Origin of the sequence: Paraburkholderia sp. RHO2 (genome assembly GCF_050955445.1) — a bacterium.
In the GTDB taxonomy this organism is placed as follows: Bacteria; Actinomycetota; Actinomycetes; order Mycobacteriales; family Mycobacteriaceae; genus Prescottella; species Prescottella agglutinans_A.
The window spans coordinates 592563-615672 of sequence record NZ_CP162618.1 but is presented as its reverse complement, the minus strand read 5'-3'; the positions used below and the strand labels follow the sequence as shown (position 1 = coordinate 615672).

Sequence of the window (23110 nt, the reverse complement as noted above, 5' to 3'; positions counted from 1 at the left end):
GGTCGCTCCTCGAGCTGTTGTATCTCGCAAGGCATGTCAGTGGTAGTCGGCGATTTCCACATCGCGGGGACCGCTCGCGGTCCAGACGAAGCAGATCCGCCATTGATCGTTGATTCGGATGCTGTGCTGCCCCTTTCGGTCTCCGACCAGCTTCTCCAACCGGTTCCCGGGCGGGACTCGCAGGTCGTTGATGTCATCCGCCGCATCGAGGATCAGCAGCTTTCGGTATGCAGCCCGCTGAACCTCTGGGCCAAGCTTGCGGCTGTGGTGACGGTCCCATACCTTCTCGGCCTCTTTGCCGGCGAACGACTGGATCACCCACCAAGCATAACGTCTCGCGTTATTAACGTCAAGCGTTATGTCTTGGTTTTCGGGGGCATCTGAAGGTGCAGTAAGTGCAGGTGAAGCGGGGTATATCGCCCTGGGCGGTGCTCAGGTTCGAGGATGATTGGCCGTGGGTGCCGGATTGGTACTACGACATCGTGTACCAGCTCTGGCTGCTGGGGAAGCGACCGTCTGCCACCTCTCGGCGGTACGCGGCGGGTCGGTGGCGTCCGCGGACGAGGAGCGGCGATGGAGAAGATGGCCACAATGTACCGTCGGAGCTAATCCAGCTCCGAGGAGAGTTGCAGCCGACAGCAGTGGAAGGCCGTCGGCCTAACGCCGCGCTCATGTCCCTGTCACCCGGGGCGTTCAGAACACACCGGCACAGTACCGCGCGGTGACGCTCGACGGCGCGTGAGCTGCCACAGCGGGTGGCCCAAGTCGGTGGGCGCCACCCACACAACGCAAGCCGACCGTGGGACTGGGCATGTTGTTCCTGCACGGTCCCACGGTCATCTTGATGGATAGGCGGGCATCGTCGATGCCTGGCGGACTCATTTGCGGCCAGCGGTCCACCTCATTCCCCAGCGGTATGCCTTCGAGATCTCGGATTGAGTCCCGTGGATGTACCGGACCTCGCGCGTGACGGTCAGTTCGTTCTTCTCGTTCTTCAGCAGCGCGATGGCGCAGGAGCGGGCGCGGTTGTCCGGGGAGTCCAACCGGACTTCCACCTCGGGCCCCGTGGGTGGGTAGAGTGTCACGACACCATCGGCCGCGGACCAGTTCGGGGCGCCGTCGTAGATGTAGGCGAAGATCAGAATGCGTTTGAATTCGCTGAGGTGCGCGAGGTTGATGTGGAGGTTCTCGCCACCGGCGCTGTTGCCGGATCGGTCGTCGCCGTCGAGAGCGATGTATGGCGGGTGATGCAGGTTGCCGAACGACTTGCCGAGGGCTTGGACGACTCCCTTGGATCCGTCCTTGAGTTGGTAGAGGCAGGCGAGATCGAGATCGACCGCGCCGCCACCGAAGATGCCGCGACGTCCACGCGCCCAATTGAGGTTGATCCGCATCATCCCCGTCTGCCCGCCCTTGGCGAGTGACACGGTGGGACTTGATTTCGTGAGAACGACCTTCTGTAGGCGGATTGGTTGGGGTGCACCGGGTGCCGACTGTGGGCTGGTCTGGGGAGCGGGCGCCGGTGTCTGCTGGTTTACGTAGGCGGGCGGCTGGGTGGGGGCGTCGTCGACGGCGACGCCGTGTTCTTCGACGAGAGCCTTGAGACCGCTGTCCCATCCGGCTGTGACGTTTCGGACCTTCCACTGGTCGCCGCGGCGATAGATCTCGGCGAGCACGGCAGCGCGTTCGGTGGTCAGTCCCAAGGCTGGTGCCGAGATGGGCCCGATGGTGACGCCGAGACCGGGGACGCCGGCCAGACTGCCTGGTGCCGAGTCGTCCATGCTGACGGCGAGACGGAGCGTGTCGATTCCGTGGGGGACCTTGGAGATGTCGATGGCAACGGTGCTCGGTCCGGTGAGCCGGACTGCACCTTCTGGGGACGCCGGTTGGTTGAAGAAGACGAAGTCGTCGTCGCTGCGGACCTTCCCGGTCGACGTGACTTGGAAGACCATGAGGTCGACCGTTCCTGGGGTGACGCCGGCGACGTCGGCTGTCAGCTGCGAGGACGCCAGCGGCATGTTCTGGCCGCGGGTGAGGGAGGTCATGTGGTTGCTCCTGGTGTGCTCGAGAAGTAGGCAGCGGGCGGCGTCCGACTAGCGGCCGGCGAAGCGGGCAAGGACTTGTGCGAGGCGGTTGGTGTCGGCCGGTGTCCGGTCCGGGGTGAAGGTCCAGGGATTGAACGTCCACGGGTCGCGCCACTCGGACTCGTCAGCGGCAGGGAGCGCGTAGCTGCAGCGTCCGAGGTCGGGATCGATCGCCTCGATCGAGGTGGAGTCGTCGGTGACGACCACCAGCGAGATTCCGAGTGCTGGGCCGTGCTGGGCGAGGAACAAGATGGCCGGCCAGTGCCGATGCTCGTACCCGTACGGGAAGTGGTTCAGCACGATGAGCCGCCGGGACTGCGGGTAGGCGGGCGCGGTGCCTGCGCTGTCGATGATCTCGAGTTCTGCCGATGCTGCAACGGATTCGAGGTATGGGGCGACGGCGTCGACGTCGGTGATCGTGGTGCTGCCCGTTCGGTGGGCAAGCGCGGCGGTCAGCAGGTGGAGTCCGCCGCTGAGGTCGACGACATCGAGGGTGATGTCGTCGCACGTCGCCAGCATCCGCAGTACGACTGCGGAAACCGAGGTGGCTGTCCCCGGGGCGTCGGGTCCGATGATGCGCAAGGGCTGGCGCAGCGGGAAGGGCAGGCACACCGGGATCCGCAATGGACCGCACTGGGGTGCGGACAGCTCCCCGATACGGATCCCGTCCGCGGTCACCGAACCTACGCTCTCGGGAGCGGTCCAGGCGGCAGAGTTCCAGTCCGCGAACGATCGCGGCAACATCGGCGCGATGGTGTCGAGTTCCTTCTCGAGGTGAGCGCTGTCCTGGCGGTATCGGACGTAAGCCTGCTGCACGACCTGGTCGTGCCGTTGCTGCGCGTGAGCCCTCGCACGTGCGGCTTCCGGGCCGTTTCTGGTGGCGGGATCGGCTACGGCCGCGGTCATCTCGTCGTCGAGGCGGGACTCGGCGAACTCGCGGGCGGCGATGAGCGCGCCGGCCGAGCGGGCGGCGTCTTCCTGGATCATGCCGAACCGTTCGACGATGTGGTCCGGATCGAGCGGCTCGATCGGTGCGTACTCGGTGGGGCTCACCTTCGGCGCGGGCGATGGCGTCTGGGCGGCGTTGTCGACGTCGACGCCGTGATGCGTGATCAGGCCCGCGAGGCCGTCGCTGTAGCCCTGTCCGACGGCACGGACCTTCCACTGTCCGGCGCGCCTGTACAGCTCCCAGCAGATCACTGCCGATTCACCGGCTGTGCAGTCGATCGCGATGACTGCGACCGGTCCCCCGGTCTGGTCGTGGAGCGTCGCCGTGACCCGGCTGAAGACTGTGCCCGGGGCGGTGTCCGGGTCGACGCTGGCGATGCACAGCACGGCGTGGGTGTCGGGGTGGACGGCGTCGAGGTCAATCTCGACGCCGTCCGACCCCAGGCGCACACCGTCGGTGTGGGGCTGGTTGTAGAACACGAACTGCTCGGACGACAGTGCCTTGAGCGAGGAGTCGGCGACGAGCGCCGACACGTCGAGTGCGGTGGCGCTGTCGGCGGTGAACCGCAGCGTCGTGGTCGACAGCACGGTGTTCTGTCCTGGCGTCATGTGCACGGTCGCGCCTCCCTATGCGCCGATAAAGCGGTGCAGCTGCGGTGCGGCCTCGCCGGGGTGCTTGGCCGCGATTCCCTCGCCGATTGCCTGGAGCTTCCAGCCGTCGGCTCCGCGGAACACCTTGGCCATGACCATTCCGGTGTAGGGCATGCCGCCTTGGAGGGTGTAGCGGGCGAGTTCGCTGTTCGTGGTGGAGTCGACGAGCCGGCAGAATGCGTTCTTGACCTGCTCGAAGGTGTGGCCCTTGTAGGAGGTGACCAGGAAGATGACGGTGTTGACGTACGGCGGCACCCGGGTCAGATCGACATGCATGACCTCGTCGTCACCGGCGCCGACACCGGTGAGGTTGTCGCCCTCGTGCAGGATCGAGCCGTCCTTGGACCGGAGCTGCCCGTAGTAGCAGACGTCGACGATCTGATTGTCGGCGATCAGCACGGCGGATGCGTCGAGGTCGATGTCGACGGCACGGCTGCCGAACATGCCCCGCTTCTCGATGGGATCCCAACCGAGACCCATCGTTACCATCGTCAGCGCGACGCCGCCGTCCTTGCGCAGGTTCACCTTCTGACCCTTGGCGAGGCTGAGCGGGCGCCCCTTCGTGAGGTTGACCTCCATAGGCTGTGGCGGTGCCGGCGGAGCGGCAGGCGGTGCCGGCGGAACCATCGGCGGTGCGGCGGGAGGCGTCGGGGGCGCGGCGGGAGGCACGGGGGTGTTAGCCGGGGCGGGGCCGTCGTCGACGGTGATGCCGTGGTCGGTAACGAGTGCGGCGAAGCCGCCCGCGTAACCCTGCCCGACAGCTCGAACCTTCCACGCGCCCTCGCGGCGGTACACCTCGAGCGCGATGACCACGGACTCGCTGGAAAGTCCGTCGATGTTGTACTCGTACAACGCTGTTCCGGATGCGTCCGAGACGCGTGCGACGGGCGCGGGGAACTGGCCGAACGTGGCGTTCGCGTTGTCTAGAGTGATCACCGCACGAATCTTGTCGATGTCGGCAGGAATCTGCGCAGTGGTGATCTGCAAGTTGGCGCCTGCCGAGCCGTTCGAGGACGGAACCAACTGCACGCCTGGGGCGCTGGGCTGGTTGTAGAAGACGAAGTCCGCGTCCGAACGGACCTTCCCGTCCGGAGTGACGAGCAACGCCGAGACGTCGGCTGCTGCCGACAGGACCACCGAGACGATGACCGTCTCGACCGGTAGCGGCGCGTTCTGGCCTTTGGCGAGAGCCTGCATAACTGGTGTCCTTCGCTCAGTGCACCCGCTGTGACGCGGATGCAACGGTGGTGACGTGGCTGTGCAGCCACTCGAGGATCTGCTGACCGGCGACTGCTCCCCGATCGGCTGTGACGGTCACGTGGGGGCGCAGCCAGGAGAGGGTGTGGAGTTCGCCGTGCCGTGGCCGGATGCCGGCGTCCGCCGCGTCGAGGAGGTCGGCGTCTAGCCAGCCGTCCCCGGCGGCGAGAACACCGCTGTCCGTGGCAAGTGTGCCGTCGTCGACCAGTCGTCGGCGCACTTCCTGCATCGCGGTGCTCTTGGTGACCGCGTTCGGCATGGTGTAGATCTTGCGGCCCTGCTGGGAGACGTTCCAGCCGCGCGGCTCGCACCACTGGCGCCACTCGGCAACGAAGTCGCGCGGCTGCGCGGCCAGGTCGACAACCAGGTAGCAGAACAGGTCGTCGGCGACCCGCAGGTTGTGCACCCAGGATTCGTCGATCCGTGCGTGTACCTCGTCGACGACCGCGGTCACCGGTGGCCCGCTGGCTGCGACGGTCTCGTCGATACGTCGGCGCCACCCGGCGTCGCGCTGGCCGTCCACCAGGATGGCGCCGCCGTTGCTGGTGACGGCATACGGGTACGGGCCGCCGGGAAGGGCAATGCGCTGGTACTGCTCGGGTGTGCGGGTCGTCGTGGGGATGACTGGGGCCCGCTCCGCCAGCTCGGCGAGGAGCCGGTGGGCGGTGGCGGTCATGTAGGACAGCGGCGCGCCGTCGTAGATCTCCACGCAGACCGTGTCGACGGTCGCGAACTGTTCCTCGTCCATCGCCGAGCGGGAGTAGATCATGGTGCGGTCGAGGTCGGTGGCGACCAGGAACGAGCGCCCGTTCACGACTGTTCCTTGATCAGGCCCATGCACGAATACGCCAGGTCAGGGACCACCTCGACTGGCACGCTGCGGGAGGCGGCGAGCAGGCGGATGTGTGCGTGCTCGGGGGCGTCTGTGTCCCGAACGAGTACCTTCCACGGGACGCGGCGCAGCAGTACCCGGGTGGTCTCCCCCACCCCGGGCTTGACGAAGTTGACCGAGGTGATGCCGTACTCGTCGCGGACCTTCTCCACTGACTCCCACCCCGCCCACGACGGTGTCCGGTCCCCGGCTGCGATCGTCCGGGCCGCATCGACGGCGACGGCGTGCACCGTGTCGAACTCGGCGGTGACGGTGTCAAGTAGCAGGTTCGACACGTCCTGGGCGGTGAGGTCGCGGTAGAACTTCGCGCCGTGGAACTCGCCGGGCCCGATGAGCTGGTCGTTGAGGACGGTTCGTGACACGAGTCCGGAGACGGTGGAGTTCAGGCACGCCGAGGCGATCAGGAAGTCGTCCCGGGTGCCGAAGGTGCGCGCGCAGTGCCCGGGATCGGCGAGGACCGCGAGATCGTCCGACAGCCGGGGGCCGCCGGCGGCGGCGTAGGCGTCGAGTGCGGCTGTCAGCTCGCGGGTGATGGCACCCTTGCCGGTCCAGCCGTCGACGAAGACAACCGACCCCGGGGTGTGGTGGTGGGTGATGTGATCGAGTGCGATGGTGTCGATTCCGCGGCCGCGCACGATCGACACCGCGTAGTGCGGCCACTGCTGGCGGTGGAACCGCTCGGCCCAACGGCGGATGAGGATCCCGATAGGCGTGCCGGCGCGGGCCAACGACACCAGCGTCAGATCGGGCCCTCGTTCGGCGATGAGGAGCTCGGTGACCGCGCCGACCGCCTGCGCCAGACGGGGCGCGGACTCGGTGAGGGCGGTGTCGAACAGCTCCCTGTAGGCGGCGTCGGGCTGGTACTCCACGGGCAGCGACTCGGCGTAGTGCGCGGTCCCGGCTTGGATCGCCCTCTCGCGTTCGGTGAGGTCGGCTTCGAGGTCGAGGCCGGAGAGGTCCTTGAGGAGCCAGGTGACCTCTTCGGGGGCGTAGGACCCGAATTCGGGGCCGGCCAGCGGCGGTGTCGCGACTGTGGGGGTCAGCGTCATGGGTGGGTCCTCGCGGAGGTGAGTGCGTGGTGGTCGGTGGCGGGAACGACAGCGACGGTGACGTCGTGGCCGGCAGCGGTGAGGACATCGAGAAGCCCGCCAGCCGAGCGCAGTTCGTCGGTGTCTGCGGGGCTGTCGATCACCAGGAGCAGCTGTGCGGGCGGCACATTCGGGTCCGGCCAGGTTGCGTTGTAGAGGTACCGCGGTGCGGTCGTATCGGGTTCGGGGGCGTGGAACTCGAACCCTCGCCGAAGCGGGTAACCGGGATCGTCGTGGACGTAGGCCGGGGATCGGGTGGTCGTCTGGTAGCGGACGGCGAACCCATCGATTGCGAGAGCCTCGGCCAGACACAGCGGCAGGTACATCATTTCCTCGTGCCCGATGACGATCACCGGCCGCGTCTGATCGAGGCGCGGCGCGACGGCCGAAGCGGCCGCGGAAATCGCCGTGGAGAATGCTGCTGCCTCCTCGCGGAGGATTCCGTACCGTCCCCCATCCGGGACGCCCGCCGGCCACGGCATCGGCGCGATAGTCGTCTCCCCCATCCGGTCTGAGGTCACCGGGTTGAGGGCGGGCGCGTCCAGCGCGGTGACACGCGCGGTCAACCCTTCCGGGATCACTGCGCGCCCGGAGGCCAAGGCGACGTGGTCGATACGCACGCCCAGTTCCGCGGCCGCCTCATCGACCGCGGCGCGGTGTGCGGCGTCGCGCATGTCCACCAGGGACGCGACGACGTACCGGTCGCGGGGCGCGAGGGCATGCAGGGCGCGGATCGCGTCGACCGCGGTGGCGCCGGTGGAGATCTCGTCATCGACCAGCACCAGCGGTGCACTGTTGGCAAACAGGTCCGCCGACGTCGGCTGCAGCAGATGCGACGTCGCGTGCGAGTGCCCCTCCTCGAACCCACCGATCGACGGCACACCCGGGGTGTGGCGCCGGGTCGAGTGCAGGTAGCAGGCGGCGCCCATTCGCGCCGCAACCGCGTGCCCGAGACCGGTAGCGGTCTCGGCGAACCCGAGAACGACCGCATCACAGCACGCGTCGACGCCGAGCACACCGATCACCTGGTCGGCGAGCGCGTCTGCGGCCGCACGCACCAGGGCTGGATCGGTGGGAAGGTGCTTGCCCAGGACGGTCGAGACCAGCAGGTGAGCCCTACGCGGGTTGCGGCGCAGACCGGGGCGCACGAGGTCGCTCACGCACCAGGAACTCGTGGTGTCCGCGTCGTGGAGCTGTAGCCCGAATCGCTCGGTCGCCCACGCCGCCGCAGCGGTGTCGGTTGCGGCGGTCATCGGGCCACCAGGGCGGTCAGCAGGTCCACGAAGGTCACTCCCCGGTTCGTCACGCCGAACACCGAGGCGCGCAGCACGACCCGCTCCGCCCAGGCCCGGTGCGGCTTGAGTTCGTTCATCTTGTTGCCGTACCCCGAAGCGCGGACGCCGCCGGCGTCACCGCCGAGGATGTCGATCGCGTCGTAGTACTCCTCGTGGGTGACCGCAGACAGCGCGTGGACCGGAGCGACGTGCGAGGGGTGGATAACGGTCTTGCCCTGGATGCCGTTGGCGTGATCCAACGCGATCTCCCGCAGCAGACCGTCAAGGTCGCGGCTGACCAGGTGCTGACGGAACCGCACGGCATCCACTTCCGCGAAAGGCGTCTCGCGCAAAGCCGGCCGGAACATGCGCTCGCGGTCCGCGAAGTACTCCCACACGGGCCCGGTGATCACGAACCCGGTTCCGTCGGTGCGCCCGAGATAGTTCACGATGCTGGCGACCACATCGGCGACCACTCGCACGTCGTAGATCGTCAGGTCGCGGTCACGGCGGATGCCGAAGGTGCCGCACATGTCCGTCGCCCCGATCCGCACCGCGAGCACGCGATCACGGTGCGCCCCCAGCAGCGTCGCGATCTTCTGCAGCTCTGCGTCGCGGAACTCCCGGTAGGCCAGGACCGGCGACTCCAGCACCGGCATCACGTACAGATGCTTGCCCAGCGCCGCCGACGCGTCCCTCACTGCGGCGAGCGTGTCAGCGCCGGACGACGCGGTGAACTTGGGAACCACGAAGCCGGTCAACGCGGCGACGCCTGCGCCGAGAGTCGCGGTGATCGTGCGGATTTCAGCGGCGGTCCGCACCCGCACGAACAGCAACATCGCCGCCGTGGTCGCGCCTGCGAGTTCGTCGAGGGCCGCGACCGTGCATGCGAGAGCCTCGTCGACGTCGTCGTCGGCGACGGCATCTTCGAGATCGATCACCATCGACATCACGCCCTCGGCGCACCGTCGGGCGATCGTGTCGGCAAGGCCGGCTCGGTTCCCCGGAACGTACAGAGTCGCGCCGAGCGCGACCGCCAAACGGTCCCGATTGTCGTTGTCGGTGAACGGCTCCGGTGGGTGGAGAAATAGGCGCCTGCGCACCGCCGGCTCCAGGTGATGGAAGTGAGCCATCCCCCGTCCGGATCGGGGCCGGAAGTCGGCAAGTTGCTGGGTCATCCGCGTCCTCTCATGCGGTCAACGACCCCGGCGATGAAGCTCTCGATCGCCTCGAGGTCGGTCAAGTAGGTCCAATAGTCGGGGTGCACGCCGTCGAGCTCGGCACACGCGCGGTCGATGCGCTCGACCTGCGCATCGAGCACCGAGCCCCATTCGTCGACCAGGTGGCGCTGCATCGCCAGGTGCTGCGCGTCCCGCAACCGGAACCGCACCTTGCTGGCGACCTCGGTGGGGTTCACACGGACTTCGCGGAGCTGGCGCAGCCGGTCGGTGACAGCGTCGACCGCCTCGTCGGCCTCACGCAGGTGCTCACGTGCCCGCGCACAGTACGCGAGCCCGGATTCCGGTCGGCCTGCGGTGATCTCGGCACGCGCACCCTGCAGTTCGGCCTCGGCAGCCTCGGATCGTGCAGCGGCGACGCGATCGTTGTCGACCAGATCGTTCGAGCAGGCGGCGCTGAACTCGCGTAGCAGCGCCGACCGTGCCGGTGCCAGCTGTTCGGCCCGGGTCGCGACCGCGCTGATGCGAGTGGCGACCGAACGCACCGCATTCTGTGCCTCGGTGGTGCGGTGGGGCGCGGCTGCCAGCGCGGTGTGCACCGCGACTGCCGCCTCACGCACCGCGGTCGCGGTGTCCTTCAGGTCCGTCGTGTCGGTGACCGCGTCGAGGTTGCGGACCTGGGCCGCGAGAACGTCGACGGCCGCGATCACCGATGGGTACTGCAGGTACGGCTGGCTTTCCGGCTGATCCAGTTCGGCGACGGCGGCATTCGCGTCGATGCGGGCCTGCTGCACTGCCTGCACCGCGAGCTGCCGCGCGGCACGCGCGCGGCCCAGTTGCTCACCGAACATCTCCCGGAAGCCGGTCATCTCGGCGCACACCAGCTCGAGCTGACGGGTGCACTTCTCATAAACGGATACCCCCATGTAGGGCGAATCCGTTTCGGGACGCTGCAACTGCAGGTACGCCGCCGTCGCCACCGAGTATCGCTCGCGCACCGGCATCCACTGATCGGTGAGCCGGCGTGCCGGATCGGTAGCCCGGGAGGCGGAGACGCCGTCCTCGATCTCGCCGATCAGCTGATCGGACTGCAGGAACGCGGTCGTCATCGCGTTGTAGGCGCTGACCGCAGCGGGATCATCGTCCGGCCCACCCGAGAACAACCGGCGCATGAAGGTTTTGGCCACAGGTTGCTCCTAACTCGCTTATTCCTGCAATACTTATGCCTAACAACCGATTCCACGCGGTTCGCGCCCGCACCGTGCAGTCAGTTCAGTACGTTCGCGGCGCGTGCTGCGCGAAGCCAGTCCGGATATTCGGACAGCAGCAGTTGGTAGAGCTCGGGATCGGAGAGGGAATCGACCTTGTTCACGGAGAAGAAGCCCGCGTTGTCGACTGTTCGGCCGTCCATCGTGTCGAGCTTCTCGAGCACACCGAAGCCGCTGCGGCCGATGCCGATGAACTGCCAGAAAGCCGGCAGGTCGGAGGCGCGTCGCATCAGCTTTTCGATCGCGGAGCGCTTGGTGAAGCCGCCGTCGGTGAAGAACAGCACCAGCGTCGGCACGGCGGTGTTCTTCTCCACGCTGGCAAGTACCTCGGACATGATCGGGATCTCGTCGTTCACCCCGCCGATCTGCCGGTCGTAGTCGATACCGCCGTGCTTGCCGTGCAGGTGGATGTACTTGTCGATCCACTTATCGGCGCCGTCCACCGTGACATCGGGGAGTTTCGCGAATCCGTCCCCATACAGGTACGCCTCGAGCTGACCGTCGGCGTCGAGCTGGGTGGCCACGGGGACCATGCGGCGCACGATGTCCTGGACCTCACCCTTGTAGCGCTTCGACATCGATCCGGTCTTGTCGATCACGAGGATCACTCGGCCGACGTAGTCCCGGGCACCCTTTGTCAGAAGGACTTTCGAGACCTCCTTCTTACGGAGGTCGAGCTTCTGACGCTTTTCGAGAGACAGTTTCGCCTCGGCGGCGACCGTGCGGACGCCGCCCGACTCGGCAGCTGAACCTCCAGCCGCCGTGCGGGGGGAAGAGGGGGACTGTGTGGACGGAGCCGAACCGTAAGCGGTAGCGGACGCCGGCGATGGCGGCGCATCGTCGACGGCGACACCGTACTCAGTCACCAGCTTGGCCAGTCCGCCGTCCCAGCCGGCGCTGACGTTACGGACCTTCCACTCTCCGTTGTGCCGGTACACCTCGAGGAGGACCGCGGACCGCTCAGTGGTCAACCCTTCGGCTGCAGCAGTCACTGTGGCGCCGTCGGACTGGCTCACCGCGACCGCAAGCGCCGGGACTGCGGACAGCGGGCCCGGAACCGTCTCGTCGACCGAGACCGCCACCGCGATTCGTTCGATATCGGCGGGGATGGCTGCGAGGTCGAGACGGACCTGGCCGGGAGAAACGAGGGAGACCGCGCCTTCCGGGGACGCCGGGTTGTTGAAGAACACCAGGTCCTCGTCGCGACGGACCTTGTGGCCCTTGTCGAGCTGGAAGACGAACAGGTCGACACTGCCGGGAGTCGTGCCCGTTACTGCGACCGTCGTCGTAGCGGTATCGATGCGGGTGTTGGCGCCGCGGGTCAAGGTGGTCACGAGGTGAACGGGTCCTTTCAAGGGAAGGCCACCGGTGCGGGCGAGCCATCGTGCGATGCGCCGCCCGCTCCCTGGCGGGGACGGCTCGCGGGCTACTTGCGGCCCCGGGACCAGTTCATGCCGAACCCGTAGGCGCGGTCGACGTCTTGCTGGGCCCCACGGATGTAGCGGACCTCGCGGGTCACGGTCAGCTCGCGGCCGTTGCTCTCGAGCATCGCGATGGCGCAGGAGATGGCCTGGTTGTCCGCCGAGTCGAGCTTGACCTCGACCTGCGGGCCGGATGTCGGGAAGAGCGTGACGACACCGTCCGCTGCCGACCAGTTCGGCGCGCCCTCGTAGATGTAGGCGAAGATCAAGATCCGCCGGAACTTGCTGATATCGGCGAGATTGATGTGCAGGTTCTCGCCTGCAGTGTTGCTGCCACTGCGGTCGTCACCGTCGAGATGGATGAACGGCGGCTGGTTGAGCGCGCCGAACGAGTTGCCGAGCGCCTGCACGACACCCTTCGATCCGTCGGCGAGCTCGTACATGGCACCGAGATCCAGATCGATACTCGGGGTTGCTGCGGCCTTGAGCTTCGCCATGAATCCCTTGGCCGGCGCGGCAGTGCCCGCGGTCCAGTTGAGGTTCACCCGCATCGTGCCCTGTCCGTCACCGGACTTGGCGAGCGAGATGGTGGGGGTGGACTTGTCGAGGGTGACTTTGTCGAGGTTGATCGCCACGAGGGATTCTCCTTCTGATGCGAGGCCGCGCCCCACCCTCAGAAGTGAGGCGCGGCGGCTGGGGGTGGTTAGGCGTTGACCGGAGCGCGCTCGGTGCCTTCGACGTCGAGGTCTATATCCGGAGTGCGCTTGTTGCGGATGACGCTGGTGACGAACGCTGCGACGATCAGCACGACACCGACGAGCCCAGTGAGGATCTCCGAGACGTGAGTGCCGATGGAGTACAGCAGGATCAACGCGAGTGCGCCGATGGCCCAGTGCGCGCCGTGCTCGAGGTACACGTACTCCGACAGGGTGCCCTTGCGGACGAGGTACACGGTCAGCGAGCGGACGAACATCGCGCCGATGAAGCCCAGGCCGAGGGCGATGATGACCGGGTCCGCGGTGATCGCGAAGGCACCGATCACGCCGTCGAATGAGAACGACGCGTCGAGGACCTCGAGGTAGAGGAACAGGAAGAACCCAGCCTTGCCCGTGGCCTTGGCGAGCTCACTCGGCCCGGAGGACTGCTCCTCGTCGACGTTGAACAACTCGCCGAGGCCGTTGACGACCATGTAGCTGATCATGCCGAGGGCCCCGGCGATCATCACCGTCGAGGCCTTGTGTTCCGGCGCGATGAACACCGCGGTGAGCACCAAAAGTACAGTGGCGATGACGACCTCGAGCTGGTCGAGCTTGCCGATCTTCTCGAGTGGCCGCTCGATCCACGACAGCCACGTGATCTCCTTCTCCTCGAGGATGAACCCGAGGAACAGCATGAGCAGGAACATGCCGCCGAACGCCGCGATCTGCGGGTGCGCATCGGTGATCAGCGTCTCGTAGCTTGCCGAGCCATCGGGGAAGTACGCGGCCCCGTCCGCCGGCGGATTCAGCGCCAGATCAATTGCCGCGACCGGCCCCAGACCGGACGCGATCCACACGATCACCAGCGGGAACACCAGACGCATACCGAAGACAGCGATGAAGATGCCGACGGTGAGGAAGATCTTCTGCCAGAACTCACTCATCCGACGCAGGACGGTCGCGTTGATGACCGCGTTGTCGAACGACAAGGAGACCTCGAGGACGCCGAGGATGAATGCGAGCACGAGCGCGTGCGGGCCGCCGTAGAGGAACGCCACCACCAGGGCCACGACCGTGACGGCGAAAGAGACTCCGAAGGTGCGGAGAACCACGGGAAGTGGCCTTTCTCGAAGGGTGGTGCCGCCGCGAGTTGAGAGTCGCCAGTGAGCGCGCGCTCAACTCGCGGCGGCATACACCAGGAATTTGAGGGTGACGCCGATCAGATATTGACGCCGTAGTCGCGGGCGATGCCCGCCAGGCCGGACGCGTAGCCCTGGCCGACGGCACGGAACTTCCACTCGGCGCCGTTGCGGTAGACCTCACCGAAGATCATGGCGGTCTCAGTGGATGCATCTTCCGAGAGGTCGTAGCGCGCGAGCTCGATGCCGGTGTTGCGGTCGACGATGCGGATGAACGCGTTGATGACCTGGCCGAACGACTGACCACGCTCGACGGCATCGTGGATCGAGACGGGGAAGTAGATGTTCGTCACGCGCGGATCGAGCGCGGTCAGGTCGATGTTGATCGACTCGTCGTCACCGTCGCCCTCACCGGTGAGGTTGTCGCCGGTGTGCTCGACCGCGCCCTCGGGGGACTTGAGGTTGTTGTAGAACACAAAGTGCGCGTCCGACAGGACCTTACGATCCTGGCCACACAGCAGTGCGGAGGCGTCGAGGTCGTAGTCAGAACCGGTGGTGGTGCGCTGGTCCCAGCCGAGGCCGACGGTAATCGCCGTCAGGTTGGCCGACTGCTTCGACAGGGAGACGTTGCCGCCCTTGGCAAGTGAGACGCTCATCGGTACTCCAATTCGCAGGTAGTGAGCAGGGGCGGGGTCGCGCCCGTGGCGGTGATCCCCGGTAGATTGCGACGACGCAGCCAGTCCCTTCCGACCGCGCCGTCGCCGAACGGGAATTCTTAGACGCTGACGCCGAAGTCGCGGGCGATGCCCGACAGACCGGATGCGTAGCCCTGGCCGACGGCGCGGAACTTCCAGTCCGACCCGTTGCGGTACAGCTCGCCGAACACCATCGCGGTCTCGGTAGAGGCGTCCTCCGACAGGTCGTAGCGGGCGAGCTCCGAGTTATCGGCCTGGTTGACGACGCGGATGTACGCGTTGCGGACCTGCCCGAACGACTGGCTGCGGTTGTCGGCATCGTAGATCGACACCGGGAACACGATCGAGTCGATGTTGGCCGGCACGGCAGCAAGGTCGACCTTGATGACCTCGTCGTCGCCGTCGCCCTCACCGGTGGTGTTGTCGCCGGTGTGCTCGATCGAACCGTCCGGGGACTTGAGGTTGTTGAAGAACACGAAGTGCTGATCCGAGACGACCTTCTTGTCGGCACCCAGACCGATTGCCGACGCATCGAGGTCGAAGTCCTGCCCGGTCGTGGTACGCAGGTCCCAGCCGAGACCCACAGCGACCGCGGTCAGCCCGGGGGCTTCCTTGGTCAGCGAGACATTGCCACCCTTGGTCAGGCTCACGCCCATGTTTGTCCTCCTGGACTCGTTTGCTGTGTCGATCCCGGTATGTTCCGGAGATCGGGATGACGAACCCTGGAGAGCGTCGCTCCAGGGTGTCGCACAAGAGAGATCCTGTGCGGCTGAGCATAATCCGCGCCTATGACAACAGGCTCGCGGTTGGTCTCAGAGGTCGAACTCGGACGGGCTGATCCCCACCGCGAAGCACGCCTCCTTCACCGCACGCTTCTCGTGTTCGTCGAAGAATCCGTCGGCGCCGCCGATGATGATGCCGATCTGGATCACTGCCCGAGCCTGCTCGGGCTTGGACTTCAGCTTGCCGATCGTCGCCGTGGCCTCGACCTTGCCGAAGTCGAAGTCGCCCTGCAGCTTGTCGCAGTACCAGTCGAACTTCTCTCGAAGCTCCTCCGGGGCAAACACTTTCAGCGAATCATTCGACATGATCAGTGCGGCGGTCTTCTGCCGCTCCGTCGGATCGATGCTGCCGTCGGCGGCGGCGATCAGCGCGCACATCGCCATCGCACCGTTGGCGAACTCCTTGTTCTTGAACTGGGCAGTCTTCGTCTGCAGCTGCCCGTTCAGCTCCTGAGTCTTCGCCTTGAGCTGATCCCAGAACCCCATATGGTCCTCCTATTTTCGGCGTTCATTGGTACGCGTTGTGGCAGTGCCGACGTAGGCACTGTTGTGCATGTGGGTGGACGCGTGGTTGCGTGCAAGAGGCCAGAGCCAGAATTGATGCCCGGTCTACTTGTGGTCAGGGCAACGGCCGGTGTACTTCGTCAGGCCGATCCCGCGGTTCTGCTTCTTACTCCGTCCCACCGGCCCGTCGGCCGGATCCCTGACCCAGTTGCCGGAGGTGTCGAGCACCGGCATGCACTCGCTGCCGCGGCGGCCGTAACGGGTCTCTCCGTCGACGGTGAGGACCCCGTCTTGAACATCGATGTGTGCGACCGTCGCCCAGTAGGAGTCCTGCCCATTGCCCACGTAGACGAGGACCTCATCCGCGTCGGCGCCAGGAAGGCCGTCACCGGCGGCACGCCCGTAGCGGATCGCGACGCGGGGCTTGCCGAACGTATCGATCGCTCCGGCGCCGTTGTCGACACTCTGGTAGACGTTCACCAGCAGATCCCCGTTCTCCTTAGGGAGAACCCGGACCTGCTCGGTCGCCGGCTTGTTGCCGCTACCCGGGCCCTTACTGTCGCCGTAATGGTGCATGTGCGGCCACGTGTCGAGGCTGCCCCGATGCCTGGACTCACCGCTGATCACGACGTACTTGTTCGTATCCTCGTTGCGGCAGAAGAAGTACACGTCGAGATCGCCGGTCCCGTACCGCTTCACGTTCCCGTTCCGGTCGTACTTCGCGCCGCGGCCGTCCCACTCGAGGCCCACCGTCAGCACCCAGTTCGGATCTCCCTGGCTTTTGCGCAGATCGATCCGTGCCGTCTTGGTCGCCGAGTCCTTCGTCAGGGAGATCTTCACCTTCTCGAAACTGATCGGCGCCGACACGGGCGCTGACGTCGCCGGGGCAGGCGGCGGCGCCAGCGTCGAAGTGGGCGCCGTCGACACGGGCGCAGCGGCGGGTGCACCTGCAGCAGGCGACGATCCGCCGGGAGCAACGTCGGCGGTACCTGGATCGTCGACCGTGATGCCGTGTTCGGACGCGAACTTCGCCAGGCCCTCACCGTATCCCTGCCCGATCGCATCGAGCCGCCACCCAGAGCCACGCCGATAGAACGCGACCATCTGCAGTACCGTCTCGACCGTCAGGTCCGCCGGAGTGAAGCTCAACTCCTGGCCCGCGCCCTTGATATCGACGGACAACCCTGGGACGTCCTGGAACCGCTTGCCCTGAGCTTCGGTGCTCGCGGTGATCAGTACGCGCTCGACATCGAGTGGGACGGACCCCAGATCAACCGACAGCGAGGTGTCCGACACCAGCGCAATACCCGCGGCCTTCGGGTTGTTGAAGAACACGAAGTCGTTATCGGCCCTGACCTGGCCGTTCGCGCCCAGCAGGACCGCGGCAATGTCGACGATGTTCCCCGCCGTCGGTGACGCGATGGTGATGTCGTATTGGTCGTTCGCGAGGTCGGTCTTCGACCCCTTCGATAACTTCATTCCTCCCCTTATGCCGCAGCAAGATGTTGTCCTCCCCGACTGCGGACATGGATCAATGCTGGCACGCGCTTCAGGCGAACCGGACATTGCCCCCTCAATAGTGCCCGACGGGGACATGAGGCATTGCACATTTCGGGTTCTCCAGTTCGCTGTCGGATGTGACAGGTCGGCGTGCACCTTGCCAGCACGGTCCGACACCCTCGTCGCGCGCCGCCCCTCGGAACCGACACACGCGCATCCGATCTCCGGTGGCGCAGCACCGGTCTGTACCCGCTGAATCTAGGCTCACCACGGACTCCTTCGGGGCCAGCCAGGGAGAACTGCGTACGAAAGTAGGAGCACCTCGGTACGAAAGAAGGAGATCGCGGGAGTGGAGCTGTCGCGTAGGACTGATACAACAGATTCCCTGCGACAGTGCCGGGGAAACGCAGGTCAATACCACTCACAGGTCGGTCGAAATCTGCACCGGCTCCTCACACTCGAAGGAGTGCTCGTGTCTGCTCGCCTTGCCCTGCTGCATCGGTCACCGGCCCGCACCCGATCAGTCATCGCCATCACGATCTCCGCTGCCGCGCTCGCGTTGGCCGGCTGCGACGGCGGTGACGCAGCCGCCGATCCCGCCACCACGACCACAGTGGCGAACACATCCACCAGTGTTGCCGCAGCGCAGTCCTCCACGACCATGCCGGGGACATCAGCTGCGGCCGCAGCTCTCGGTACAGACGCCACCGCAGGTCAGGCCCTCGCGCAGCTCGACACGCTGCCGGTCAAGGGACGGGCACCGAAAACCGGCTACAGTCGCGATGCGTTCGGGCAGGCATGGACCGACGACGTCACCGTCGACGGCGGCCACAACGGCTGCGACACCCGCAACGACATCCTGCGCCGCGACCTGGTCGACATCACCATCAAGCCCGGATCGAACAACTGCACCGTGCTCACCGGCACCCTCCACGACACCTACACCGCCAACACCATCGCCTTCACCCGCGGTGAGGGCACCTCGAACGCCGTGCAGATCGACCACATCGTCGCCCTGTCCGACGCGTGGCAGAAGGGCGCCCAGCAGCTCGACGACCAGGCCCGCCGCAACCTCGCCAACGATCCGCTGAACCTCCAGGCCGTCGACGGGCCGACGAACGGGCAGAAGAGCGACGGTGACGCGGCAACGTGGTTGCCGCCGAACAAGCCCTACCGCTGCACCTACGTCACCCGTCAGGTTCAGGTGAAAGCGAAGTACCGCCTATGGGTGACGCAGGCCGAGAAGGACGCGATCGCCCGCGTGCTCGGCGACTGCGGCGCCGCACCCACTGATGCGGTCCCCGCACCCGTTCCGGCACCGCCCATCGAGCAGCAGGCACCCGCTCCCGCTCCAGCCCCGCTGGTGGCGCCCGAGCCTGCCCCGAGCGGTAACAGTGCCTCCTACGCGAACTGCGCGGCCGTCCGCGCCGCCGGCGCGGCCCCGCTCCTGCGCGGCGAACCCGGCTACAGCAGCAAGCTCGACCGCGACAACGACGGCGTCGCCTGCGAGTGATCGATGAGCCGTCCACCGTGCCAATGACTCCGCAGCGCGTGCCCCGCGACTAGGACGGTGGCGGCGGCCCCGGGACCCTCACGGGCCGGGGGCACGCCGCGCTGCGAGATCTTCGTTGTACGTCGGCATGATCAGCCACACCGCGGGGTTCGCCAATGCCCTCCGTCGGTTCGAGGAGTCAAGGCGAAGCGCCCGCATCAGCCTGTCCCCCTTGGCCGCCCTTCACAAGGACGCTGCACCGCACCGAGCCCGGACCCTCGCGACTCTGCGCCACACCGTCAGCACCAACGGCACCCCGGGGATGTTCCCAAAGCTATACGCGCCGGATCCCTCTCGGACGTGTGCAGAACACCGCATCCGCTCTCCTGGCGGCCGCGCGGACCTCCGGACAACCATGCACCGTGCGAACCCCGAATGTGACTCATTTGGAAAGGAACTGGCCGGTTGCACGGAGGGTTGGGGTCACGAATACTACGGCGTGGAAGCGTCGCCGACTCACCTCGTCACATCCGCTGCGCAGGACGGTCAAAACGAGGTCATGCCTTCGTATCTCACCGAGCCCGGCGCGGAGGAACGCAACAGACCGGCCTCTCCGACACCTGACGAGATTGCTCACCGCACCCCCGCTGCCGAGTTGCGGCAAAGCAGGCCGCACCCCACTCCGAAACCGCAGCCGGGTCTTGACCCGGCCAGTGATCGACTGCATAGCAGGAGGCCAGCGGAACCACGGCGGCGAGTTCACGCTCACCCTCGATACAACCGAGGGTGACCGCACCGTCTCCTACCTGCGCGTCGCAGCAGGAACAAGTGCGGTCGGGGTTCTGACCGACACGTAGACGAACAAAGTAGGAGGCGGCCCAGGCTGGCCGAACAACCTGCACAATTCCGGACCTGCCAACCGAACGACTCAGTAGCTGCATGTCCAGCTACTGATCAACGGCCGCATACAGCAGAAGCGGCTCGGGGACACCCGCACCGCAGCGGCGTTCATGCGAGGCTGCGGCATTGCTCCCCACCGTCGGCATCCTCCACGGCGGGAAGCGGCTGATCGGACTGTTTCGGTGCCGCAGGTACCCACTCGCGAAGGTGTTGCACAACACCGCCATAGAATGCATCCATCGACGATGTCACGCTCGCGACGAAACTCGCCGCGGTTCCAGACCGTCGGCCTCCCAGCGGGAATGTCTGCTCCAGGCCGAAGGATACGACTTCGCCATCCCGGCCGCCGGTCAAGGCCTTCGGATTTGCGCGCACCGTGTCGAGAAGCTCGCATGTTTCATTCCCGCGCACCGAGAAGGCCGCTTCAACCTGGACATCACCCGGTACATCCTTCAACTGCTTGAGCAACCACGACAAGCGGCGCCCCGATGTGCCCTCATTCGGAGCCATCACCGTGGTCCGGCAGCGAACCTTGTTGGTGCGCACATCCGCGACCACGACCACATCGCCAGCGGTCTCCGGGATCCGGAATACAGCCTCGAAGACCCCGTCAGCGGCCAACCGTTCCGCAACTGCTGTGTTCCGCGCGGTCGGGTCGTTGCTGTAGCGACGCGGCACAATGTGTTTGACGGTGACGCCGAGTTCGGCAGTTAACCGCAGGGCCAGGTGCCGCGAGAGGGACGCCCATCTGTCGGCGACCGTGAGGGCCTTCTGATCGCCAGCCCGCAGGGTGCCTGCGGTAACCGCGTCACGGACGGTGACCCAATGCCTGCCCATGTCGATGAACTCGGTAGCCCCGGATCTCGGATGGTCAAGGTATCGCAGGAACTCGGTCAGGATCCAAGACTGCAGTTCGTTGTCGATCCCGCCGTGGGAGAGCAACATCCGGGCCTCATGCGCGACCTCCGCCCAGGACAGGTGGCGCAACGCGACCTTGGCAAGCTTGCGGCGATCGACCTCGACCGGCAACTCCCCGGCGCTAGCGGGGACGTCGTTGGACAGGCTGACAACCACGTCGTACTTCTTCTTCCGCGCCACGTCGAGGTAGTTCTCGAGTTGGTCTTTCGCGAGCTTCCCGTTGCCAGTTTTGACCTCGAGCAACCCAGTCCACAGCCGGCTGCCGCGGGACACCTTAAGGACGGCGTCGGGGATGACCTTCGTTTCACCTCGCTCGTACTGCACCTCGACGAACCCTTCAAATGCGCCCGCGGGCGCCCCCATCCGGGCACACATAGCACGCGCGAAGGGGCGCACGGCCTGCATCGTGGCGATCAAGGCAGAGGTCGCACGGCGCTCCTGCTCCTCCCCCGCCCCAACCCCGACGACGGAGAACAATCGCGCCGGCTGCCAGGTGTCGTGTTCGGCAAGAACGAACTTCGGCGGTTCAGCCTTCTTCACGACCTTCTTGGCGGTGCGCACCCCACGGGACTTTGCCTTAACCGGTGCGGTCGGCTCCACCGGCTGGGCAGGCGCTTGGGAATCCTGCGCGGTGTTGGCCCCGGCTGTCTCGATCGGCGCAGTACCGGCTGCCGATTCGACAACCGCAGCTTCGACGTCTGCGGTGATCTCGGCATCGTTTTCGTCTGCGATGTCAACACCGAAATCGGTCGCGAGACCGGCGAGCCCGGATTCCCACCCTTGGCCCACAACGCGAACCTTCCACTCACTACCGCGTCGGTACACCTCGCCGAAGACGAACGCCGACTCGGTGGTCGCGTCTGCAGTGACATACTCCGCCAACGTATGCCCCGCACCATCGATGACGCGGAGGGCGAGTTTGCCGAGGTCACCGAAGCTGCCAGCACCGACACTGCCCACCACCGCCACGGTGTGCACGTCCTCTGGCACCGTTGACAAGTCGATCGCGATTCGCGCCTGTGCGCCCTCTTCGGTCGCACCAGTCCCCAAGAACCGGATCGAACCGTCTGCCGACTCAGGCTGGTTGTAGAAGACGAAGTCGGCGTCCGAACGAACCTTCCTATCCGCGCCTAACAGCAGAGCGGATGCGTCGACCTCGATCTCTGACTCTGCCCACCCAATCACCACATCGACCTGAAGCACATCATCCGACAGAGGCATGTTCTGCCCCTTGGACAGCAGCGGAAACGTCACTAACCCCACCCTCAATCAACCACAAACCCAACAAATGCGATGGACGAGAAGAGCCTGACCCCCGCCGCAGATACTCACCACCCCCGCTGCATACTAATCGGTCTCCTTACGCCCCCTTGCAATGATCCGCCGACGGCGTGCTACGAACCCGTGAGACTCGACGAGCGACTGAACTGCGTCCCGGGCGTGGGTGCGATGTTTGCCCGAGAAGACCGTCATCTCTACAGCCTCAAGTAGGGCGCACCATCGGCCGCGATTAACGTCGGCGGTCGTTGGTTGCGGGCATTTCTAGTCCCAATACCAGATCGCCAGTCACGGCCTGACTCCGGCGATCTCCGGCGCCCGGGCTTCGCACCGACTGCCGTTCGGCGGTCACCTCGATCGACCTTCCGACCACGAAGACAAACCCAGTCCTGCCGGACACGACCACTGCCTGTTCATCGCAGCACTGACCGATGTCGACACTAACGGGCACGCCAACAACCGAGACAGATCACGACAACGATGGCCGCCTCCCCCAGGCGGAGGAAAGATGTTGTCACAGAAGGCTAATCTGGGATCAGGATGCACCGAGTTTCGACGGCGACATCATTGCGAAATCCGATGCGGCGGATGCGGTCATCCTCACGAACATCCTGCGCCTCGACCGCCAGTCGCACCGGCCCATCCCGGACGACACCGACCCCGCACGCGCGATCAAGGTCCTCGCCCGCGCCCTGCAAAACGCCGTGTGGGCGCGCACCGCGCTGGGCAACCAGATCCGGTCCCTGCTCAAGGACTACTTCCCGGCCGCACTGGCCGCGTTCGACGGGCTCAGCGGCGGCGGCATCACCCCAGCGGACGCCCGAACCGTACTCGCCGCGGCACCGACACCCCAGTCGACGACAAACTGACTCCAGCACGAATGCGGGCGTCACCGAGAAAGGCTGGCTGGCAACGCAATGTCGATGCTGATGCTGCCCGCCTGCGGGAGTTCTTCCGCACCCAGCACCTGCGTCAGCCCGAGCTGGTCGAGCAGGCGACGGGCATCCAACTGCAGACGGTGGTGCAGCGTCTCGACGCCACCAGCAGTTCAGTCGAGGCCCTGACGAGGGCGACGACCGAAGACTACGAACGTCATCCCGATGAGGCGATCATCTCCCCAGAAGGCCCTTTCCTTTCCCCAGC

General features: G+C 66.1%; 19 protein-coding genes. 2 read left to right on the top strand and 17 right to left on the bottom strand.

What is annotated here, in order from left to right:
- Window positions 1-36: 36 nt before the first annotated feature.
- From ABTV10_RS27925 to ABTV10_RS27850, 16 genes are all read right to left on the bottom strand, one after another.
- Window positions 37-318 carry a type II toxin-antitoxin system RelE/ParE family toxin gene (locus ABTV10_RS27925; protein WP_499035579.1) on the bottom strand — a complete coding sequence of 94 codons (282 nt, stop codon included), beginning with the start codon at window positions 316-318 and terminating at the stop codon, window positions 37-39.
- A gap of 560 nt (window positions 319-878) precedes the next feature.
- Window positions 879-2045 carry a TerD family protein gene (locus ABTV10_RS27920; RefSeq protein WP_499035578.1) on the bottom strand — a complete coding sequence of 389 codons (1167 nt, stop codon included), beginning with the start codon at window positions 2043-2045 and terminating at the stop codon, window positions 879-881.
- A gap of 48 nt (window positions 2046-2093) precedes the next feature.
- Window positions 2094-3641: a TerD family protein gene (locus ABTV10_RS27915; protein ID WP_499035577.1), complete on the bottom strand. Its 1548-nt coding sequence runs from the start codon at window positions 3639-3641 to the stop codon at window positions 2094-2096.
- Window positions 3642-3659: 18 nt separating this feature from the next.
- Window positions 3660-4880 (bottom strand): TerD family protein, encoded by a 1221-nt coding sequence (locus tag ABTV10_RS27910; RefSeq protein ID WP_499035576.1) that lies wholly within the window; start codon window positions 4878-4880, stop codon window positions 3660-3662.
- Between the two features lie 16 nt (window positions 4881-4896).
- Window positions 4897-5709 carry an HAD family hydrolase gene (locus ABTV10_RS27905; RefSeq protein WP_499035953.1) on the bottom strand — a complete coding sequence of 271 codons (813 nt, stop codon included), beginning with the start codon at window positions 5707-5709 and terminating at the stop codon, window positions 4897-4899.
- Window positions 5710-5750: 41 nt separating this feature from the next.
- Window positions 5751-6881, bottom strand: a complete 1131-nt coding sequence (locus tag ABTV10_RS27900; protein WP_499035575.1) for a cysteine protease StiP family protein — start codon at window positions 6879-6881, stop codon at window positions 5751-5753.
- Window positions 6878-8173 (bottom strand): phosphoribosyltransferase family protein, encoded by a 1296-nt coding sequence (locus ABTV10_RS27895; RefSeq protein ID WP_499035573.1) that lies wholly within the window; start codon window positions 8171-8173, stop codon window positions 6878-6880. The genes ABTV10_RS27900 and ABTV10_RS27895 overlap by 4 nt, the downstream gene beginning before the upstream one ends.
- Window positions 8170-9327: an HpcH/HpaI aldolase/citrate lyase family protein gene (locus ABTV10_RS27890; RefSeq protein ID WP_499035951.1), complete on the bottom strand. Its 1158-nt coding sequence runs from the start codon at window positions 9325-9327 to the stop codon at window positions 8170-8172. Before ABTV10_RS27890 ends, ABTV10_RS27895 begins: the two co-directional genes overlap by 4 nt.
- A gap of 41 nt (window positions 9328-9368) precedes the next feature.
- Window positions 9369-10559, bottom strand: a complete 1191-nt coding sequence (locus tag ABTV10_RS27885; protein ID WP_499035572.1) for a hypothetical protein — start codon at window positions 10557-10559, stop codon at window positions 9369-9371.
- An 80-nt stretch (window positions 10560-10639) separates the two neighbouring features.
- Entirely contained in the window at window positions 10640-11974 is a 1335-nt protein-coding gene (locus ABTV10_RS27880; protein WP_499035571.1) for a vWA domain-containing protein, read from the bottom strand.
- A 92-nt stretch (window positions 11975-12066) separates the two neighbouring features.
- The gene (locus ABTV10_RS27875; RefSeq protein ID WP_499035569.1) at window positions 12067-12696 is read right to left on the bottom strand and encodes a TerD family protein; all 630 of its coding nucleotides are present in this window, start codon (window positions 12694-12696) and stop codon (window positions 12067-12069) included.
- Between the two features lie 68 nt (window positions 12697-12764).
- Entirely contained in the window at window positions 12765-13871 is a 1107-nt protein-coding gene (locus ABTV10_RS27870; RefSeq protein WP_499035568.1) for a DUF475 domain-containing protein, read from the bottom strand.
- A 107-nt stretch (window positions 13872-13978) separates the two neighbouring features.
- Window positions 13979-14554 (bottom strand): TerD family protein, encoded by a 576-nt coding sequence (locus ABTV10_RS27865; RefSeq protein ID WP_499035567.1) that lies wholly within the window; start codon window positions 14552-14554, stop codon window positions 13979-13981.
- Between the two features lie 119 nt (window positions 14555-14673).
- Window positions 14674-15249, bottom strand: coding sequence for a TerD family protein (locus ABTV10_RS27860; protein WP_499035565.1), 576 nt, complete (start codon window positions 15247-15249; stop codon window positions 14674-14676).
- A gap of 156 nt (window positions 15250-15405) precedes the next feature.
- Window positions 15406-15861, bottom strand: a complete 456-nt coding sequence (locus ABTV10_RS27855; protein WP_499035563.1) for a tellurite resistance TerB family protein — start codon at window positions 15859-15861, stop codon at window positions 15406-15408.
- Between the two features lie 123 nt (window positions 15862-15984).
- Window positions 15985-17358 (bottom strand): TerD family protein, encoded by a 1374-nt coding sequence (locus ABTV10_RS27850; protein ID WP_499035562.1) that lies wholly within the window; start codon window positions 17356-17358, stop codon window positions 15985-15987.
- Between the two features lie 493 nt (window positions 17359-17851).
- Here ABTV10_RS27850 and ABTV10_RS27845 point away from each other — a divergent pair, with 493 nt between their 5' ends.
- A complete protein-coding gene (locus ABTV10_RS27845) occupies window positions 17852-18892 on the top strand; it encodes a GmrSD restriction endonuclease domain-containing protein (protein ID WP_499035561.1) in 1041 nt (346 codons plus the stop codon).
- 987 nt (window positions 18893-19879) lie between these two features.
- Here the strand turns inward: ABTV10_RS27845 and ABTV10_RS27840 are convergent.
- Window positions 19880-21943, bottom strand: coding sequence for a TerD family protein (locus tag ABTV10_RS27840; RefSeq protein ID WP_499035560.1), 2064 nt, complete (start codon window positions 21941-21943; stop codon window positions 19880-19882).
- 455 nt (window positions 21944-22398) lie between these two features.
- On the opposite strand from ABTV10_RS27840, the gene ABTV10_RS27835 reads away from it, so the two are divergent.
- Entirely contained in the window at window positions 22399-22836 is a 438-nt protein-coding gene (locus ABTV10_RS27835; protein WP_499035558.1) for an IS110 family transposase, read from the top strand.
- Window positions 22837-23110: the final 274 nt, after the last annotated feature.